Origin of the sequence: Crocosphaera sp. Alani8 (assembly GCF_038442745.1) — a bacterium.
GTDB lineage: Bacteria > Cyanobacteriota > Cyanobacteriia > Cyanobacteriales > Microcystaceae > Crocosphaera.
This window is the reverse complement of the sequence record NZ_JARVCN010000007.1, coordinates 1-16,496: the sequence shown is the minus strand read 5'-3', so window position 1 is coordinate 16,496 and position 16,496 is coordinate 1. Positions and strand designations below refer to the sequence as shown.

Below are 16,496 nucleotides of genomic sequence, written 5' to 3'. Positions count from 1 at the left end.
GTTTTAGCCATCGCTTCTCATATCAACTTTTCTTGGTGCAAGATGTGAGTTAAACGCAGATTTTTCCCAACAAGACCTTTTTCGGCTTCAAATCGGTACAGATAAAGTTCCCTTTAATATATCTCTAACGGTTCTTGATGATGAGGGAGAGGACGATACGGTTACTCTCACAAACATAACTCAGGAGGGGTTGGTCGATATATTGTTTGAAGATTTTAAGAAAGTCGATTTTCGAAGTGGGACTATACAGTCAATCCAATTAATACTTGAAGGAAACAAAGGCTTTGATGCAAGCGTTGCGTTTATTTCAGCCGAGACAATCCCAGAAGGCTCTAGTTTGTTAGGGTTATGTGTGTTTGCTGGATTAGGTATTTTAAGCCACAAAAGAATGTCAAAATAGAAGCGAAGGCACAATGTCGACTTTCACTACTTAAATAATACTACGCAATTATTAATGATCGTAATTTGAATGTTTTTGGGAATCCTTAGAGTGTATGCAATCCTACTTTAATCTCTTACAACTATGAGATTCCTAAAAACTTTTGTATTTATAGCTTGTTTGATATAGCGTTTCTCGGACTCATGAGGTACACCTAACTTCTGCCTCCTGCCCCCTGCCTTCTGCCTCAAAGAGATAACTTCTGTACCTCACAAGTATGGGAACTGCTATAACTACACGTCCAAGTTTAGCTATCAGCCTAAATCGTTCATCAGATATAAATTTTGATACTGGTATATCTTCTGGAGAATCATTACTGATTAGTAAAACCGATATTGAATCTCCTCCGGCCATTCCACCAGGAGGGGAGGACTATTTTCCTTCTGTTACTATGATTCCAGTCACTGGAGATAGCCCAACACCACCACCAGGAATTACAGGGTATGCTCTTTTCGGACTTCCTCTTCTTCTGTTACTGTTATTGCTATTTGGTGGTGGTGGTTCCTCAGACTCCACAATAAGCTCAATAGCTTCTACTGAAGAACTTACTATAGACTATGGATGTTGTACAGAAACGATAGATCCCCCAGACCCGCCAGAAATTCCAGAACCCTCTTTATTACTAGGTTTGATAATTTTTGCCGGCAGTTTAGTGTTATCAGGCTCTCGAAAGTAATGGTTTTTTAATCCTAAAATTCGGTTCTTAGAACCATCCTATCTTCGAGAAGAGATAAAAAACAGAAATAAATATCTGATCTTCTAAATTTTTTTAATTAAGGACAAGAATAATGAAACATATAAAACGCTACCTAGTTTTATCAAGCATTTTTGGCTTAGTTTTGGGAAGTAGCCCAGTTAAAGCTGAATCTTTTATTGAGGATGCTTGTGCGCAAATTGTTCAGGAAAATCATTCTCCTGAGATAGTACAAGTTGTATTAGATGATGAACCGACATCGGTGAGTTCTGACACCTCTGACAGATCTGATCCCTTGCCACAACTTGCTGAAAATTTAGGACTAATACAGCAGGACGATGGGCGATGGACTTGTAAATATTTTGAGAATCGAAGATGGTTCGGCTTGTTTGATCTTTATATTAAGAAAGAAGAACATATCATGGCTTCGACTTTTCTTCTTGATGGCAAGTTTAAACCTAACCAAAAAGATGCCGCTATCTCTTTTTTGACTAACGTTGTCTCTGAAACTCTATCTTTAGGAGAACAAAATAGAAACAAGGTAAAAGAGGCTTTAGCTGGCCATCTCACATTAATCGATGAAGGAACAATCATTCCTGAACAATTAGACAGACAGTGTCTTTTAGAACTTGTACCAAATATAGAAGTTTCATCAAGCGGAATTCCATCAAGTATTCCTAATAGCTGGCTTAGTCATAATCCGATTCCTGTACCCCATTTAGTGGTTTTTGATGCCCGTCGAAATCCACAAGCAATTGCTTCTACTTATGTGGTTCCTATTGTTGACGTAAAAACAAAAGAGATCATTAAGTGGGGAATTAATATAACCGTTAACATTACGACTGGAGAAGGATTTAATGTTCAAAATCCAGGTGGCTCGGAGGGATCACCATGTTACAGAAAGTTTTAAATCAGCGAATCTATTGTTCTAGAGCTATTTTTAGGAGACTTTTAATTAGTTCATTTCTATTGGTGATTATTTTAGGGAATCTCTTTGTTTTACCAACCGTACAAGCGGCTTCTCCCCAACAAATTACCTACAAAATGAGCCAATTAAAAAACTCTCAAAAACGTTGGATTGAGATTAATCTCACTGCCCAAAAGCTAACAGCTTGGGTAGGAGGAAATCAGGTTTCTAGTGTCATAGTATCCACAGGCAAACCCTCCACACCTACCTATCCAGGGATTTTTTCTATTCAGTCCAAGCATCGTGTTGAGAGGATGGTTGGCAGCGATTATGATGTACCAAATGTTCCTTATGCAATGTACTACCATCGAGGGTATGCTATTCATGGTGCTTATTGGCATAACCAATTTGGTAGGCCTCTCAGTCACGGTTGCACAAACGTCTCAATGGTTTATGCTAAATGGCTGTTTGAATGGAGTTCAGTAGGAACATCAGTTATTATCCATAACTAGACAACTAGACATTTTTGGAATTACTTTTAACTGACATCTTGCACCAGTACATGAAAACTTAAATTAGTAAGCACTCAGCAGTTCCTCACTCCGTAGGGCGCGCTATCGCACAGCGTTCGGCTTTCATCTCTTAGCTGAAAGCGTTAAGCTTATGTTTAATCTCACTCACAGCATAAGATAGAGATTGATATGTTTCAACTGATGGCTGATAGCTGATAGCTGAACCCTTATAAACTAGCCAGTTTTATCGAAGGTGCAAGATGTGAGTTTAAGGCAATATACAGAGTGGGAAATCCTACAGATGGCAAAGGATTACCTACAATGGCGTAGTAGGATGGGTTCGTTCTGATTATGTTTGCAATTAATCCGGGAACAAAATTAAATGAAACGGGTCAAATAAGTTACGATAGATAAACAATTTAATAAACTGTTAACTATTCAAACTTTTAAAGTGTCTCCGTAAAAGGAGTTAGCCGTCTGTTCTAGATTTTACGCTGCATCGGCTGCTCTTAACAGCAACCCGAGTATTTCTTGGGTTGTTTTTTCTGCAAATTCTCAAACTCTAGATTTCCTTTTGACACCGAGGGCAAAAATGGGACGATCTCCCACCTAACTTAATGCGTTGGATGGGTGTTCCACACACCCGACAGGGTTGGTTATAACGACCATAAACCCAAGCAACACCCCCGTAGTTACCGTTGATTCCTGTAACTCCTCGAAAGTCGCTAAAGGTTGTCCCACCTGCCTTGATAGCTGTTGTTAATACTTCTATTATCCCTTCTCGTAAGCGTTCAACCTGTTTTGGGTTCAACTGTTTCCCCAAAGTGGTCGGTTGAATACCGCTTTTAAATAAGGCTTCATCGGCGTAGATGTTGCCTATCCCTGCAACGATGGCCTGATCTAAGAGAATAGTCTTGATATTGCGCTTACGCCCCTTTAATTTGTCCGATAGGTATTCCAGGGAAAATTCCTTTGAAAAGGGTTCTGGCCCCAATTTTTGTAGCCCTGTGATGATGGTTTCGGGGGCATGGTTGGGAGGAACCCACCATACTTTACCAAAAGTGCGAATATCCACAAATCTGAGTTCTTGGGACTGGTCACAAAACAGACGGAAACGGGTATGACGGGACAAGGGTTCGTTTTCTTTGACCCATAATAGTTGACCAGTCATCCTTAGATGAACCCCTAAATACCCTTTATTTTTTTGTAGGGGAACCAGTAAATATTTACCTCTTCTTTGCCACTTCCCAAAGGTAGCATCTTTAATCTGGTCTAAAAACTCTTGACTAGAAACAGGGTAGGCAAGTGTGCGATCAAGCAAAACTTCCCCACCCCTTATATTCTGCCCGAGGGTTAATTGATTTAACCCTCGGCAAACTGTTTCAACTTCAGGCAGTTCTGGCATTTAATCCTGAAACCAATTACTTAGACTCAACAACTTCTAATTCGTTTTCAGCAAAGTTGTTGGTATTAACTCCAGTGGCACTGCCACTGAAGCCATTGTAATTGACTTTATCAAAACGAACCACCACAGGATAGAGAATGCCGGCTTTATCCACGGTAGCTACAGTACCAACATCGTTGTACCAGTAAGATTCTGTACGTTTGATTCTAACTTTGTCTCCACGCTTGACCATAGGTATTGTCCTTTATAAATGAATATTCAAACAGAGAAAAGGAATGGAAGTCCTTATTTATATAAAGCGTACTATTTGATTGCGACACCTTGCTACTACTAAAGTTTAAGTTTTATTGCGAATCTCGCCAGGTCAGTTCGACAAAATAGGCTGGAACCCCTGAAAAATCACGGGTTCGGGAAATTTGAACCAGTTCTAAATTGAAGGGAATGGCGGTGGTAAGATATTTTTGGGCTAAGATTCCTAAGTCGGGAGACAGTTGTGATGCGGTGGAGGTAGCTAACATTAAGCCTAACACTTGTTCAACGGGTCCTTTAGGCAATAGAAAATGAGTTCCCAGTGCAAAACTGGTGGTTAGCAACATATTCACCGACATATTTGTACCGCAACGGGGATGTACAGCTAAGTTCCAAACTCCAGCGCGAAACCGTTGTAAAGTCTTTCTAACAGCGTTTTGTAAGTCTAAATGGTTAACGTCTCCGTAGAGATAGAAACCATTGGGAGTGGATAAACCCCCTAAATTCTCGTTATCTTCTAACCCTTGTCTAGTTTCGCTGAGTACCCAAACAGTACCATGTTCTAACCCATGAACTTGACGCAACATGAGAATTTCTTTTAATCCAGGAATAAATCCTAGTTGTTGTAAAGTTTCGCTATCTTGCTGATTTTGGGGACGATACCAATCTGAGTCCCAAAGGTTTCCAGTGGTGGGGTTAACCGAGGTGGTCATGGGTATAAGTAGTTAAAGATATTTACTTCATTATAGATAATCTTGCTTTGATAACAGTGAGCAATGGTAATTGAACGTACACAGCATACTTGTGAGGTAGTTACGAGGGAATGTTCAAGTAGCTTCTCGGTTTCAACCTCTAAGTCCCTCACAACTCTCTGAAATAGAAGCTTTAACCGCTAAGGTGTGGCAAGAAAATACTTTCTTTCGTCGTTGGACATAAATTTTTTCTTATCTTAGTTTAAGATTCCAGCAAAAGCATTAAAAATAGCCATGACTCTAATGAAGCAGAATTGACGTTTAGAATTTATTAATCTGAAAAAATAATCTGATTGATATAATTATGTCAATATCCTTATGAAGAGAAACACTTGGTAACACAATAATTGAAAGAAAAGTTTTTTATGGAAAGTCGTAAACTCCTACAGTTAATTTTGCTTTGTTTTTTGCTCACCTTTTCAACTATGTACGTTGTTTTAGGGGAAAATGTGACGACTAATAGATGGAGTTACGAGGGAGAAAATAGCCCAGATAGATGGGGGGAAATAGATACAAAGTATAAAACTTGTTCAACAGGTTTATCTCAATCTCCCATTAGTTTAACATCATCTAATTTAGTTAGAAAAGAAGCAGAGATTGAAATTCATTATCAACCCACTCCTTTAGTGGTTAATAACAATGGTCATAGCATAGAGGTTAACTATCAGCCAGGAAGTTATGCCATAATTAATAACAAGGAATATGAATTAAAACAGTTTCATTTTCATACTCCCAGTGAACACACTCTAAATGGAGAAAAAAGGGATATGGAACTCCATTTAGTCCATCAAGATAAAGAGGGAAAAATTGCTGTTATTGGTATTTTTATTGAGGAAGGAGAAACTAATTTAACCTTGGCTAAAATTTCAGATTATCTATCCATAAGAGAAAGAAAACAAGCAGTAACAGAAAATACAATTGATGCAAGTAATTTTATTACTGAAAATGCCAGCTATTTCCATTATCAAGGCTCATTAACTACCCCTCCTTGTAGCGAAAACGTCATCTGGAGTGTGGTACAGGAACCCTTAGAAGCATCTAGGCAAGAAATTGAGGAATTCATCAAATTATATTCCATGAATGCTCGACCTATTCAACAACGAAATAATCGTATAGTAGAATTAATTATTAATCAATCCAGTTAAAACATTTAAGAAAAGTGATTTAGTTTCTTTTCCAAAAAAGCTGCTACTTTCAGTATTTTTAACTCTTGATAGGGTGCCGCAATTAATTGTACACCTAAGGGTAATTTATTAGGTCTAAGAACAGGAAAAGATAACACAGGTAAACCGATAAAAGATAGAGGTTGGGTAAACCTTCCTAGGTTGGGACGGATTAATATTTCTTCCCCATTAATAATCATTTTTTCTTGTCCTAAAGTCGTAGCAACACAAGGTGTTGTAGGAGCAATTATAACATCAACATTTTGAAAAACTTTTTTAACTTGATCTCGATACCAGCGGCGAAATCTTTGTGCTTGTATGTACCAATTATTGGGAATAAAAGCACCTGCTAAAAAGCGATCTCTTGTTGCTGGATCAAAATCTTGAGGACGGGAACGCAAGTTTTTTAAATGAAAGTTAGATCCTTCCGAAGCAGTAATAATATAGGCGGCTGCCCTTGCTCGATGAGCTTCTGGTATATTAATAATTTCCTTAACGTTTAATTGTTTGCTAACAGTTTCAACTACTTCTAATACTTCTTTTTCTGCACTTTCTTGAAAATAGTTTCCTGCTACAGCAATTTTAAAACCAGAAATATCATCATCTAGCTTATCAAAACACAACTGAGGAGGCAAAGAAGTACAAACTGGATCATGCTTGTCTTCTCCTTGTAAAACATCGAAAATAACTGCCATATCTCTAACCGAACGAGTAAAGCAACCAATATGATCTAAACTGTTAGAAAATAAAACAGTACCAGCCCTAGATAACCTCCCATAAGTAGGTTTTAAGCCCAAAACACCGCATAAAGAAGCAGGAACTCTAATTGAACCATTAGTATCTGAACCCAAAGAAAAGGGAACTAAATTAGCAGTAACTGCTGCTGCAGAACCCCCTGAAGAACCTCCCGAAATTCTGCTTAAATCAAGAGGGTTAGGAGTTGCGCCATAGTGACTATTTTCGGTGACAAAACCATAGGCATATTCGTCCATATTCAAAGTTCCTACTAATATTGCTCCCGCCGCTTTTAACTTCTGAATTGCTGTGGCATTTTTAATTGCTGGCGAATTTTTTTGATTTATTTTTGAGCCGGCTAATGTTACAATGCCTTCTACATCAAAAAGATTTTTTACAGCAAAAGGAACCCCCAATAAACTACCTGCGTGTTCTCCTTTTGTTATTTGATTATCAATATTATCTGCTTGCTCAAACGCACGATCTTTGAGGATATTAGTAAAACAATTTAATGTGGGGTTTTGCTGTTCAATTTTATCAATAAATTGCTTGACAACCTCAATAGCAGTGATTTGTTTACTTTTAACTTTTTCGCTGAGGGCGATAGCGTCTAAGGAGTGAATATTCATGGTTTAAAAATGGGAGCAGCTTCAATGTTTTCGGATAGTTCAAATTCAGTGAACAAAGCAGCAATGTTAGCAATTCTTGTCAGATTATCTACCACTCCTGGCATAAATTTGGGATCAATGGGTAAATTAATAATAACAGAGGTTTGCTCGATATATTGTTGGGTATTCGTATTGTCAGTATTCATGATTAATGATTTATTGCTTGATTACTTTTACTATACCGATTAAACCAATACTTAACAAACCTACGATGGTACTAGGTTCAGGAATTGCTAATGATTCAAATGCCAAGTCTGCAATTAATTGATGTCCTTCTGCTGTCGGATGACGATCATCCCAAAATAAAAATTCATTGGGGTTATTACAAATATTAAAAGGGTCAAAATTTAGACAAGCATCTGTTACATTTGTGAAGGAGGGAAAAGGATTTTCAATAGCATCATCAACCAGTGTATTAATATCGATAGGAATTAAATTAATATTAGATGTAGATGAAAAATTAGACAATAAACTTGATAAACCACTATTATGATTTACTGTTAAATCATTTAAACAATCCCCATCAAATTGATTATCATCCGGACAAAAACCATCTACAGAATCATTATTGAGAGGAATATCTCCTAAGTTTGGTAAATTGAAAACCATAATATTTTTAGCTCCAGCTTCTACCAAAGAATTAAGGGCTGTTTCTATATTAGTTAAAGTTTGAACAGGGTTTTCAAAAGGAGTAAACACCATACTACCTGTGGGTAAATAGTCGTTTGCTCCGATAAAAATAGTGTAAAGTGCATGAGGATCGACTACAGAAGTAACATTAACAAAATTAGTAATTTGTTGTTGTAAACCAGGTAAAGGAATTCCCAATGAAGTGCCATTAAGAGTATTTTCAAAGCCACTGGTTGCACCGCCAAAAGCAGAATTAATTAGGGGAATATCCAACCTTTGAGCAAGAATTTCTATCCAAGCTGGTCCATTAGAAAATCGTCCCTGAAAATAAGGGGGACTTGGAGGGAAAGTTTGAGTTCCATTGGTTGCTTCTATGACAATTTGATTAATATTACCTGTCCCCGATAAACTATCTCCAAACCCGTAAATTCTTGAAAAACCAGCAGCAACAGCAGGAGGGGAAATTAAACTAAAAATGGTCAAGAAAGAAGCAAATAAAGAGAGTTTTTTCATCACATTAGATTGATAATTAAATTAACTGTTATCATAGTCAAGCTCCTTTGAAAAAAAAGAAATTCTTTAGATTAATTTCCAATTTTTATCTATTTGCTTGAGCAGATAGACAACTATGGACAGATTACAGTCTGTCCAATCTTAGCAACATTCTTAAGATTTGATGCGTCATGATTGCAGACATGGACACACTTTCTTTTGTGTTGATCCGACAAGTGATCATGGAATGTTAGAGACTATGAAACTCCCACTTATTAGCCAACTTGTTGCTATTAGCATCTTTGCTTTAACGGGTATGACCCCTTGGTTTCGCGCCGAAGCATCTCCCTTTGATGAACAGGAAGTTAATCAGGATGAATACATTGCCATCGCCAGACCTTACGGCGATAATAAATACGATCTATTAATCATACGACAAATCCCAGGGCAACGACAGTGTTGGGGAGAAATAGAATCAAACTCAGTCACTACCATAGATCCTCTACTTCTCAACTTCAATTTTGCTGGTAGTTGTCAACGGAGTACAGACAGTAATGGTTATTCGATGCGCATCGATGGACAAGACTTAGGACTAGACTATTTATTAAGACTGGTTCGACGGGACAAGGAATTAATCTTAGTGGGAACCCATCGTAGCGATCCCAAGCAACGGGATATCGTTGTAGGAAGAACCGAAGGAGTCACTGAAGGATTTTTAAAAATTAATCTCGATCCAGGTTGGCGATTCACCCAACGAGCTTATAATGGCAAAGTATTAGGTCATGTCTATTTAACAGGGGATAGCACTGCTATTCTTGCACAACCGGCGGAAAATATCTCTGATTCTTCTACAGAGTCTTCCGTGCAAGAACAAACTTTTACTTTAGATAGCCAACCTTCTCCTATTTCTCCCAGTAATAATTTGACCTCTAGACCTTCTAATAATACATTACCTCCACCCCTACCTAGTTTTTCCGAACTCCCTCCCCTTCCACCCCCAACCCCTAAAAATGTTACTGGGATGGTTCCTCCTCCTCCTCCTAATGCTGTCAATAGCGTGCAGAGTAAAGGGCGATCGCTATCTAGTTCCACGGGAACCTCTCAAAATTATCGGGTTATGGTTGCAGTTAATAGTAGTCAGGAAAAGACCCGTGTGCGATCGCTGTTTCCTGAAGCTTTTTCTACCTCTTATCAAGGTCGTTCCATGTTACAAGTGGGATTATTTAGTGATAAAAATAATGCTCAAAAAGCAGAGCAAAGTCTTAGAAGTATTGGTTTAAAACCGATTATTCTTCAATAAGAAAATAGGACGTGCTTAATAACCTGAGTTCGGTGTTAAGAGTTGGAAGTTAAGTCTTTTTTAAGGAGATTATAGGTGTTTGAAACTCTTGAACTTGACAAATTTTCCTAAATTGAACTCAGGTTAGTAATAGAATCATTTTCATGATACTTTAAAACTCTAATACTCCTCGTTCTTGTAATTGCCAACTGTTATCACTAGAAATGCTATTAACCATAGCTGGTTGTATAACTTGGAAATTACTAGAATAATTAGGTCTATAGTTCCGACATTCAAATAACGCTTCAATGGTTTTGTAGTTGTATTGATTAACTCTCAGGTTGTTACTAGGAATTAAATAAGTATTCATTCCTTCCGTATAAACTAAATAGTTACCACGCAGTTTTTTTTCTAAAATAACAATTTTACTTTTTCCTAAACGACGATCTGTCGAACTTTTTTCCGTTTCTGATACCTCTATTGCATCACTAGGAACTGAACTCGAACTATGATTGACTAAATTAGTATTAACAAACTCTTTTCCTTGATTATTGTCAATTTTTGATATTTTTCGCTCCACAGTTTTAATGCGCTCTTCTAATGTTTGTTTTGTTTCCGTGATTATTTGATTTATTTTACTAATTTCGGTAGTAATTTTATTGTTTGTTGTTTGTATATCACCCAAATCTCTATTAAAATCCTTATATATTTTAGAAACTGCCTCGGTATTTTCTTGGGTTAACCCTTGGCCAAATTTCTTCGAGATACGCTTATTTTTTTCAAGACTAAAGATAATTAAACCCGTAGCGGTTACACCAGAAATAATCAGGATTATTTTGAAATTTCGATTATCTTTTTTTACTTTTTCTAACTCTTGAGAAAGTTGCTCAACTTTTTCCTCTATAGTCATGCTTGTCCCTTCAGAAGTTGACTCAGTATTTTGAGAATCATTTTTTGAACAACTAAATAAAGAACCAGATATTAAAAGAAAGATCAAAAAAGATTTTAAAAATTTATTTTTTTTCATAGTAACTGACCTTTAAACTAATAATGTAATTGATATATGCGTTTGATATTCTTACTGTTATGATGGTTAATTCCAGACAAAAGTTACCTAAAACTTTAATGATAAATTATCGATCAGCCCACTCTTGAGCTAAAACCTGTAGTAATACTTTTAACCCTAAAATAAAAGGTGGATCAATGCGAAGATTATCTAAGTTACCTCTGATTTGTACCAAAGTTTTAGTAAGTTCCTTGTGAACATTACGCCATAATCTGTCTTTGTAACTAGATTCTAACCCCTGGCCTGGGGTAAACTGTGTCATAGGGTATATTCCCTCCGGTTTGATGTCATTTAGCCCATGGTTAAATTCATAAAGGAAACGGGAGAGTTGAGTAAGTTGAGGAATTTCAAACTGGGTAATATTACTTTGTAACTCTAGGTATTGGTTCCATTCAATGGTTTCTTGATTAACTTCGCAGTTTTCGCCGGCAATAATGAGTTGAGATTTCTTAATATCTAACCCTCCCAAGGGAGTTGTGTCTAAAACCAAACCACAAGCCACTTCATCTTTAGGATACTTGCTAAGTTGGGAAACCTCCTCGGTATCCTGGAAACCAGAAGCCTTACTCAAGATTCGACTGAATAACCGATTAACTTCTGCCTTACGGTCAAATTTTCCGTCAATGGCTAACCAGTTCAACAGACGCGAACCATTACCCCCAAGATAAACCGGAGTGATCTCATTGCAGGTGTATTTTTCTTGATTATAAAGAACACCGAGAACGGTTCCCAGATAATAGTAAAGTCCTGCGGTTCCTAGGGCGATCAGCCGAGTAAACTCTTGAAATTCAGTATCCTCTTGCAGATTATTCCTCTGTTTGAGCCAGTCGTCGCTTTTATAACGTAACAAAACATCTAATTTAGCTTGGAATTTCTCCGGTGTTAAACCCTGTAACTCTTGGGGATCAACCTGGAACTTTTCGCTTAAAAATCGGGGTTTTTTCTCAAGAAACTGGGTAAACAAATGATAACCTGCCAACTGGATCGAACATTGATGAATTAGTTGAAAGCGATCGCCCTCTGCTTGCCAAAGAGAAATATCAGAAGTTCCCCCACCCATATCAACACAAGTGCTATTAACTAAGTTTAATCCTTCTCGGTCAGCAAAATATTGTGCTGTTGCTAAGCTTTCTGTGCGAAAACGAGTAACGTCATGGGGTTGTGGACAGATTTGACTAATACCTGTTTTCCTTTCTAACTCTTTGGTTAAATTATCCCAGTTATTAAAATAAAGGGTTCTTTGATTCTTAGAAAAGGCGGAAGGATAAGATAAGTACCATTCAATCTCTTTTATTTCATTTTTAGCCGCTAAAGCAGTTATATGGAGTGCTAAATGTTTCAGGAAGAGTTGATTTAACTCGAAGTTTGACCATTTAAGATCGGTTTCCAGCCAATTTTGTTGAGGCTGAAAGTTTTCTTCTGGCATATAGATGCGACCCTCGTACAAAGGGCGTTTACTGTTGATATCTTTTCGTTTTCGGGTGGTTAGGACGCTGGAAAGGGGTAAAGGTTTATCGAGGGGAATAAAGTTTTCAGGGATGAAAAATTCACTTAGTACCCCCAGACGGGTTTCGGGATCTGTATAGGTGATAGTTAAATGTAAACTATCTAGAGGTAGAGGTGTCACTACCCCTTTAGCATTGATGTAAATATTGGTAAAGGATGTGCCAAAATCTACCCCCACTTTCCAGCTACCACTTAAATTAATTAGGGGTGGGGTTTTTAGTAAAATAACTCCTAGTTGGTGTTTGGTGTTGTCCTTTCCATCTTCGCAAACAATGTGAGAGGGAAAATTCTCCAGGCGAGTGAGTTGATATGATCCTTGTGCTTCTTGAAAGTGATGGGGTTCTTGTGCGTTGGGTAGGGTAACCTGAAAGGTGCGATCGCCAGGGTTAGTAGAGGCTAAGCAATTCCTATCGTAATAAAAAGCATAATATTCCTGCCACCCAGTTGCCCGGAAGTTAGGCCAAACTTCTAGTACGGGAACTTGGGTTAAACGGTTTTCTTGTTTGAGGGGATAGTCTTTATGGATGCAATAATTTTGTGCTTGTTTCTGGTTTTTATTCATCCCAGAAAGGGGCAACTTCAGAGAAACCCTTATTACTGGTTGATCTGTTCCATTTAAACGAGTAAATTCGAGTTGTCTGAACATATCTTCTGGGGTGAAGTAGTCTAGTAACACAGGGTTGATCGGCAATAAGGGAATGATAGATTGGCCTTTAAAAATTAACTGTTTGAGGTTATTGGGCAACAAAGCCCCCGGTAAAGCGTCCTCTAGGTCAATAAAGCTCAATTCTGGCAATAGTAGGTCTTCTGATTCTCGCCAAAGAATATTCTTCCAAATAACAGTGCCGTCTTTTAACTTTTCGATGTTGAGAGAAGCTAGGGTTGTGCCATCATATACCCAAACATCTCCAGGAGACTCATCCCAAAATTCAGCTATGTTCACATCCACTAAATAGAGTGGTGTGGCTTTTCCTTGCTTTTCGGAACTGGGAATAACACGAACACAGGAAGGTTGTTGTCCACGTTTTACAGGGTAATTAATTGCTGATAGGATACCTCGGTTAAGGGGAATGCCAAAAAAATACGAATTCTTACTTAAACTAAGTATTTGTTGCGGATAGTTGCCCAAACTATTCTGAAACTCTTTTAATAATCCTCCCATCATATTCATTGCTTTCTTTTGTCCTTGATGGTTGCTCAACTGTTGGTTTATATTTTCTAGCCAATGCCACAAGAGGGCTTTTTCGGTATTATTAAGATAATTCTGGGGTCTTTCTAAGCAACCCTGGTCTCGATTCCACCAAGGTAGATTACACCATTGCCCCTCTTCTGCGGGAACCACAATGGTGCTAGGTGAAGACATCCCTACTGGTTGCTCGTCCCAGAGAAATATGTACAGATCCTGCCAGGGATTTTTGTTTTCTAAAGTATAGAGGGTGTGAGTAAGGTTGGGTAAAAGTTGGTCTAAGGAGCGCACAAAGGGGTTAGGTTCCTCATCGTTGATTAATTCCCCTAATTGTAAGAGTTTTGCCGAAAGGGGAAAACTATCCATCTCTGCTAAGGCGATCGCAGCTAACATACCTTGCCATTGTTTGATCATCTGTTCTCGAATGGGATAATGCTCGTTATGCAATGCCATTTCCATCAAGAGAGGACGGGCCCAAATAGTAGGAACAGAACTGACACTTTTAAGGTTTTCGGGGGACTGATAATCTAGACTAGATGCGACTAACTCAAAGGTACCAAAGTCTCGGCTATCCCAAACACCGGGTTTGTCACTATTATCTTGTTTTAATTTAGGGAGTCGTAAAAACATAATCTAAAAACCTTTTTAGAGTTGACAAAAGCGATATAAAGTTCTGGCAAGTTCTATGATGCGGACTTTTGCTGAGGGATCTGGTTGGCATTTTTGAAGTTGTCGTTTGAGACCTTGAATAGTGTGTTTTGCCCTGTTACTCCTATTGGAATCACTACCATACACCAATTCACTTAATTTTTCTCGTTTCAAAGTGGTCTCAGGATTAGGGAAAGCTCCAGTATTAAACAATTGTATCTGTTCTTTTTCCTCTTGATGCAGGGTGTACCACCAAGTTAAATAGTCTTTGCACCAATCGTTAATGGTTGTCAAGGCCTGTTGTTCTTGGGGATTATTTAAACAATCAAAGTCCCTATCCCTAGGAAAAAATTTCAATAACCAGGGGTAGAAGATTTGACGATTATTTTCGGTTTTGAGGAGTTGAGCGAGTTCCGGCACAATCTCAGCTAACCAAGTATAAGCGAAGCGTATGCCATTGCTTAGGGCCGGTTGCACCTGTAAATGATCGGGAATATCATCCCAGGTTAAACGACCGACTTCTTTCCCACCCAGAAGAACAACTTTATCCTTTAAAGTTTCAGCATTGAGATTAAAATGTCTGGCTGCCAAACCTGCAAACAATTCTAGGAAATGGGGATGGTTGCATTGATTGTTTTTGCCCATGCTAAAATTGACTTTAGAAAGGGTGGGATTGCCTAAGAGAAATACTGTATCAAAGGTTTCTTGAGCTTGATTTTTGTAGTATCTTAAAGCCGCTTCTGTGTTCAGTAAAAACTGTTCTGAACGGACATAAATCCCTTGGGGATCTGTCCCTGGAGGGGTAGAAAAACCGAAATAAGGCAGTAGCAACAAGGCTGCAATTTTTGTCTGTCTTCTGTGGTTATCTTCCTCTAATTTATTAGCAACTAAACGGGCAATGGTGGGCAGTCCAGATGCACCGGTTCCCCCGAAAATTGAACCACAGAACAACAATTTGGGGGGACTAGTCTGTCTTTCAATGTCTGCAATTAATGTTTTCCAGGGTTCTTGCTTTAATGTGTGTAAATTCAACTGACTCATCACCGCTGCCCCAATAGCAGGGCGACCTAAGAACCCCATATCTAAACTTACTTCCTGTTCATCTTTTGTATAAAGAACATCAAAAAAATGTCCTAAAACGGGATTCTCTTGCTTGAGGTTATTGTAATTAAAGAAGTCTTGTAATTTTTGACCCGTGTCTACTGCTGTAAAGGGGGACCAAAGATCGTAGGTTTCTATGGGGGTTGCCATCCAATGTTGTTCTTGTCTTCCTGAGACGATGTTATGACACTGGATATAATTATTAAGGCTTTTTCTTGATCTTTCTAGGTTACCGTTAGTTTCGTCAGCATCGATATAGAGAACTTTTAGTTTTTCCTTTCCCAACAGGCCAACGGCGGCTAATTTAGTCAAAGCTTCAACACATTTAGACCCGGTACCACCAATACCGATAACATACATGGTCATTGTTATTCTTTAACTCCTAGTTTGGACAATAAATTTCGCAGTTCCATGGCCAGTGGAGGGGTATAAATCAATAGTCCTGGGGTACTGGTAGCGGTGGTTAACCAAAAGAGGATCAAAATATCTATCAGGAAGAAGACAGCTAGGGAAAGGCGCATTTCTGAAACTTGATTAAAAAAGCCTATACCTACCCCAATACTAAGTACAGGAATTACTGCTATTATGGCCCAGCATACCCGCCATTGTTGGATTTGTTTAGGGCGATGGGCTTGGGACCTGCTAGTCATAAAATACCAAACAAAGGTACATAAAAGTGACACCGCAAATATCCAAAGCGCAGCCATAGTATATTCCCCACTCACCCAACTTTCTAAAGTTGTTTGGGAGTCTTCCTGGTTAGGTTGCCAAATTAATCCTTGTTTATAAATAAAAGGTTGTATCCTAAACATGAGGATAGCACCGATCATACTGAAAACTATAATGTTAATGAGTTCCATTATTTTTACTCATATCTTGCACCTTCGATAAAACTGGCTAGTTTGTAAGCGTTCAGCTATCAGCTATCAGCTATCAGCCATCAGTTGAAAGATATCAATCTCTATCTTATGCTGTGAGTGAGATGAAAGCCGAACGCTGACTGCTGACTGCTGACTGCTGTGCGATAGCGCCGGAACGGAGTGAGGAACTGCTGACTAATTTAA

15 protein-coding genes are annotated in these 16,496 nt (G+C 38.3%); 5 read left to right on the top strand and 10 right to left on the bottom strand.

Annotated features, from left to right (window positions below):
- Positions 1-656 precede the first annotated feature (656 nt).
- The 3 genes from P9B04_RS00490 (at position 657) to P9B04_RS00480 (ending at position 2,552) form a co-directional block, all read left to right on the top strand.
- A complete protein-coding gene (locus P9B04_RS00490; RefSeq protein WP_342053033.1) occupies positions 657-1,115 on the top strand; it encodes a hypothetical protein in 459 nt (152 codons plus the stop codon).
- Between the two features lie 112 nt (positions 1,116-1,227).
- A complete protein-coding gene (locus P9B04_RS00485) occupies positions 1,228-2,043 on the top strand; it encodes a hypothetical protein (protein WP_342053032.1) in 816 nt (271 codons plus the stop codon).
- On the top strand, positions 2,025-2,552 hold the full coding sequence (locus tag P9B04_RS00480) for a L,D-transpeptidase (RefSeq protein WP_342053031.1): 528 nt from the start codon (positions 2,025-2,027) through the stop codon (positions 2,550-2,552). The genes P9B04_RS00485 and P9B04_RS00480 overlap by 19 nt, the downstream gene beginning before the upstream one ends.
- Positions 2,553-3,114: 562 nt before the next feature.
- On the opposite strand, the gene P9B04_RS00475 is transcribed toward P9B04_RS00480, so the two are convergent.
- The 3 genes from P9B04_RS00475 to P9B04_RS00465 form a co-directional block, all read right to left on the bottom strand.
- The gene (locus tag P9B04_RS00475) at positions 3,115-3,957 is read right to left on the bottom strand and encodes a DNA-formamidopyrimidine glycosylase (protein ID WP_342053030.1); all 843 of its coding nucleotides are present in this window, start codon (positions 3,955-3,957) and stop codon (positions 3,115-3,117) included.
- A 16-nt stretch (positions 3,958-3,973) separates the two neighbouring features.
- Complete coding sequence (locus tag P9B04_RS00470) at positions 3,974-4,189, bottom strand: photosystem I reaction center subunit IV (RefSeq protein ID WP_342053029.1); 216 nt, start codon at positions 4,187-4,189, stop codon at positions 3,974-3,976.
- Between the two features lie 112 nt (positions 4,190-4,301).
- Entirely contained in the window at positions 4,302-4,919 is a 618-nt protein-coding gene (locus tag P9B04_RS00465) for a DUF6391 domain-containing protein (protein ID WP_342053028.1), read from the bottom strand.
- A gap of 404 nt (positions 4,920-5,323) precedes the next feature.
- On the opposite strand from P9B04_RS00465, the gene P9B04_RS00460 reads away from it, so the two are divergent.
- Positions 5,324-6,103, top strand: coding sequence for a carbonic anhydrase (locus P9B04_RS00460; RefSeq protein ID WP_342053027.1), 780 nt, complete (start codon positions 5,324-5,326; stop codon positions 6,101-6,103).
- Positions 6,104-6,108: 5 nt separating this feature from the next.
- Here the strand turns inward: P9B04_RS00460 and P9B04_RS00455 are convergent, their stop codons facing one another.
- Genes P9B04_RS00455 through P9B04_RS00445 form a run of 3 tightly spaced genes read right to left on the bottom strand, consistent with a single transcriptional unit; the run spans position 6,109 to position 8,667 of the window.
- Positions 6,109-7,485 (bottom strand): AtzE family amidohydrolase, encoded by a 1,377-nt coding sequence (locus P9B04_RS00455; RefSeq protein ID WP_342053026.1) that lies wholly within the window; start codon positions 7,483-7,485, stop codon positions 6,109-6,111.
- Positions 7,482-7,670, bottom strand: a complete 189-nt coding sequence (locus P9B04_RS00450) for a DUF4089 domain-containing protein (protein WP_342053025.1) — start codon at positions 7,668-7,670, stop codon at positions 7,482-7,484. The genes P9B04_RS00455 and P9B04_RS00450 overlap by 4 nt, the downstream gene beginning before the upstream one ends.
- Before the next feature lie 10 nt (positions 7,671-7,680).
- Positions 7,681-8,667 (bottom strand): SGNH/GDSL hydrolase family protein, encoded by a 987-nt coding sequence (locus P9B04_RS00445; protein WP_342053024.1) that lies wholly within the window; start codon positions 8,665-8,667, stop codon positions 7,681-7,683.
- A 238-nt stretch (positions 8,668-8,905) separates the two neighbouring features.
- Between P9B04_RS00445 and P9B04_RS00440 the strand changes: the two genes are divergently transcribed.
- Positions 8,906-9,946 (top strand): DUF3747 domain-containing protein, encoded by a 1,041-nt coding sequence (locus P9B04_RS00440; protein WP_342053023.1) that lies wholly within the window; start codon positions 8,906-8,908, stop codon positions 9,944-9,946.
- A 151-nt stretch (positions 9,947-10,097) separates the two neighbouring features.
- Here the strand turns inward: P9B04_RS00440 and P9B04_RS00435 are convergent, their stop codons facing one another.
- From P9B04_RS00435 to P9B04_RS00420, 4 genes are all read right to left on the bottom strand, one after another.
- Positions 10,098-10,835 carry a hypothetical protein gene (locus P9B04_RS00435; RefSeq protein WP_342053022.1) on the bottom strand — a complete coding sequence of 246 codons (738 nt, stop codon included), beginning with the start codon at positions 10,833-10,835 and terminating at the stop codon, positions 10,098-10,100.
- A gap of 223 nt (positions 10,836-11,058) precedes the next feature.
- A complete protein-coding gene (locus P9B04_RS00430) occupies positions 11,059-14,313 on the bottom strand; it encodes a hypothetical protein (protein ID WP_342053021.1) in 3,255 nt (1,084 codons plus the stop codon).
- Between the two features lie 15 nt (positions 14,314-14,328).
- Complete coding sequence (locus tag P9B04_RS00425; protein ID WP_342053020.1) at positions 14,329-15,798, bottom strand: tubulin-like doman-containing protein; 1,470 nt, start codon at positions 15,796-15,798, stop codon at positions 14,329-14,331.
- Between the two features lie 2 nt (positions 15,799-15,800).
- Positions 15,801-16,292, bottom strand: a complete 492-nt coding sequence (locus P9B04_RS00420) for a hypothetical protein (RefSeq protein ID WP_342053019.1) — start codon at positions 16,290-16,292, stop codon at positions 15,801-15,803.
- Positions 16,293-16,496 lie beyond the last annotated feature (204 nt).

Excerpts from the sequence above, each read along its gene's own strand:
- P9B04_RS00430 (WP_342053021.1), bottom strand. The coding sequence starts at position 14,313 with ATGTTTTTACGACTCCCTAAATTAAAACAAGATAATAGTGACAAACCC.
- P9B04_RS00440 (WP_342053023.1), top strand. The coding sequence starts at position 8,906 with ATGAAACTCCCACTTATTAGCCAACTTGTTGCTATTAGCATCTTTGCT.
- P9B04_RS00475 (WP_342053030.1), bottom strand. The coding sequence starts at position 3,957 with ATGCCAGAACTGCCTGAAGTTGAAACAGTTTGCCGAGGGTTAAATCAA.
- P9B04_RS00450 (WP_342053025.1), bottom strand. The coding sequence starts at position 7,670 with ATGAATACTGACAATACGAATACCCAACAATATATCGAGCAAACCTCT.
- P9B04_RS00455 (WP_342053026.1), bottom strand. The coding sequence starts at position 7,485 with ATGAATATTCACTCCTTAGACGCTATCGCCCTCAGCGAAAAAGTTAAA.
- P9B04_RS00460 (WP_342053027.1), top strand. The coding sequence starts at position 5,324 with ATGGAAAGTCGTAAACTCCTACAGTTAATTTTGCTTTGTTTTTTGCTC.
- P9B04_RS00490 (WP_342053033.1), top strand. The coding sequence starts at position 657 with ATGGGAACTGCTATAACTACACGTCCAAGTTTAGCTATCAGCCTAAAT.
- P9B04_RS00425 (WP_342053020.1), bottom strand. The coding sequence starts at position 15,798 with ATGACCATGTATGTTATCGGTATTGGTGGTACCGGGTCTAAATGTGTT.
- P9B04_RS00465 (WP_342053028.1), bottom strand. The coding sequence starts at position 4,919 with ATGACCACCTCGGTTAACCCCACCACTGGAAACCTTTGGGACTCAGAT.
- P9B04_RS00435 (WP_342053022.1), bottom strand. The coding sequence starts at position 10,835 with ATGACTATAGAGGAAAAAGTTGAGCAACTTTCTCAAGAGTTAGAAAAA.
- P9B04_RS00445 (WP_342053024.1), bottom strand. The coding sequence starts at position 8,667 with ATGAAAAAACTCTCTTTATTTGCTTCTTTCTTGACCATTTTTAGTTTA.
- P9B04_RS00420 (WP_342053019.1), bottom strand. The coding sequence starts at position 16,292 with ATGGAACTCATTAACATTATAGTTTTCAGTATGATCGGTGCTATCCTC.
- P9B04_RS00470 (WP_342053029.1), bottom strand. The coding sequence starts at position 4,189 with ATGGTCAAGCGTGGAGACAAAGTTAGAATCAAACGTACAGAATCTTAC.
- P9B04_RS00480 (WP_342053031.1), top strand. The coding sequence starts at position 2,025 with ATGTTACAGAAAGTTTTAAATCAGCGAATCTATTGTTCTAGAGCTATT.
- P9B04_RS00485 (WP_342053032.1), top strand. The coding sequence starts at position 1,228 with ATGAAACATATAAAACGCTACCTAGTTTTATCAAGCATTTTTGGCTTA.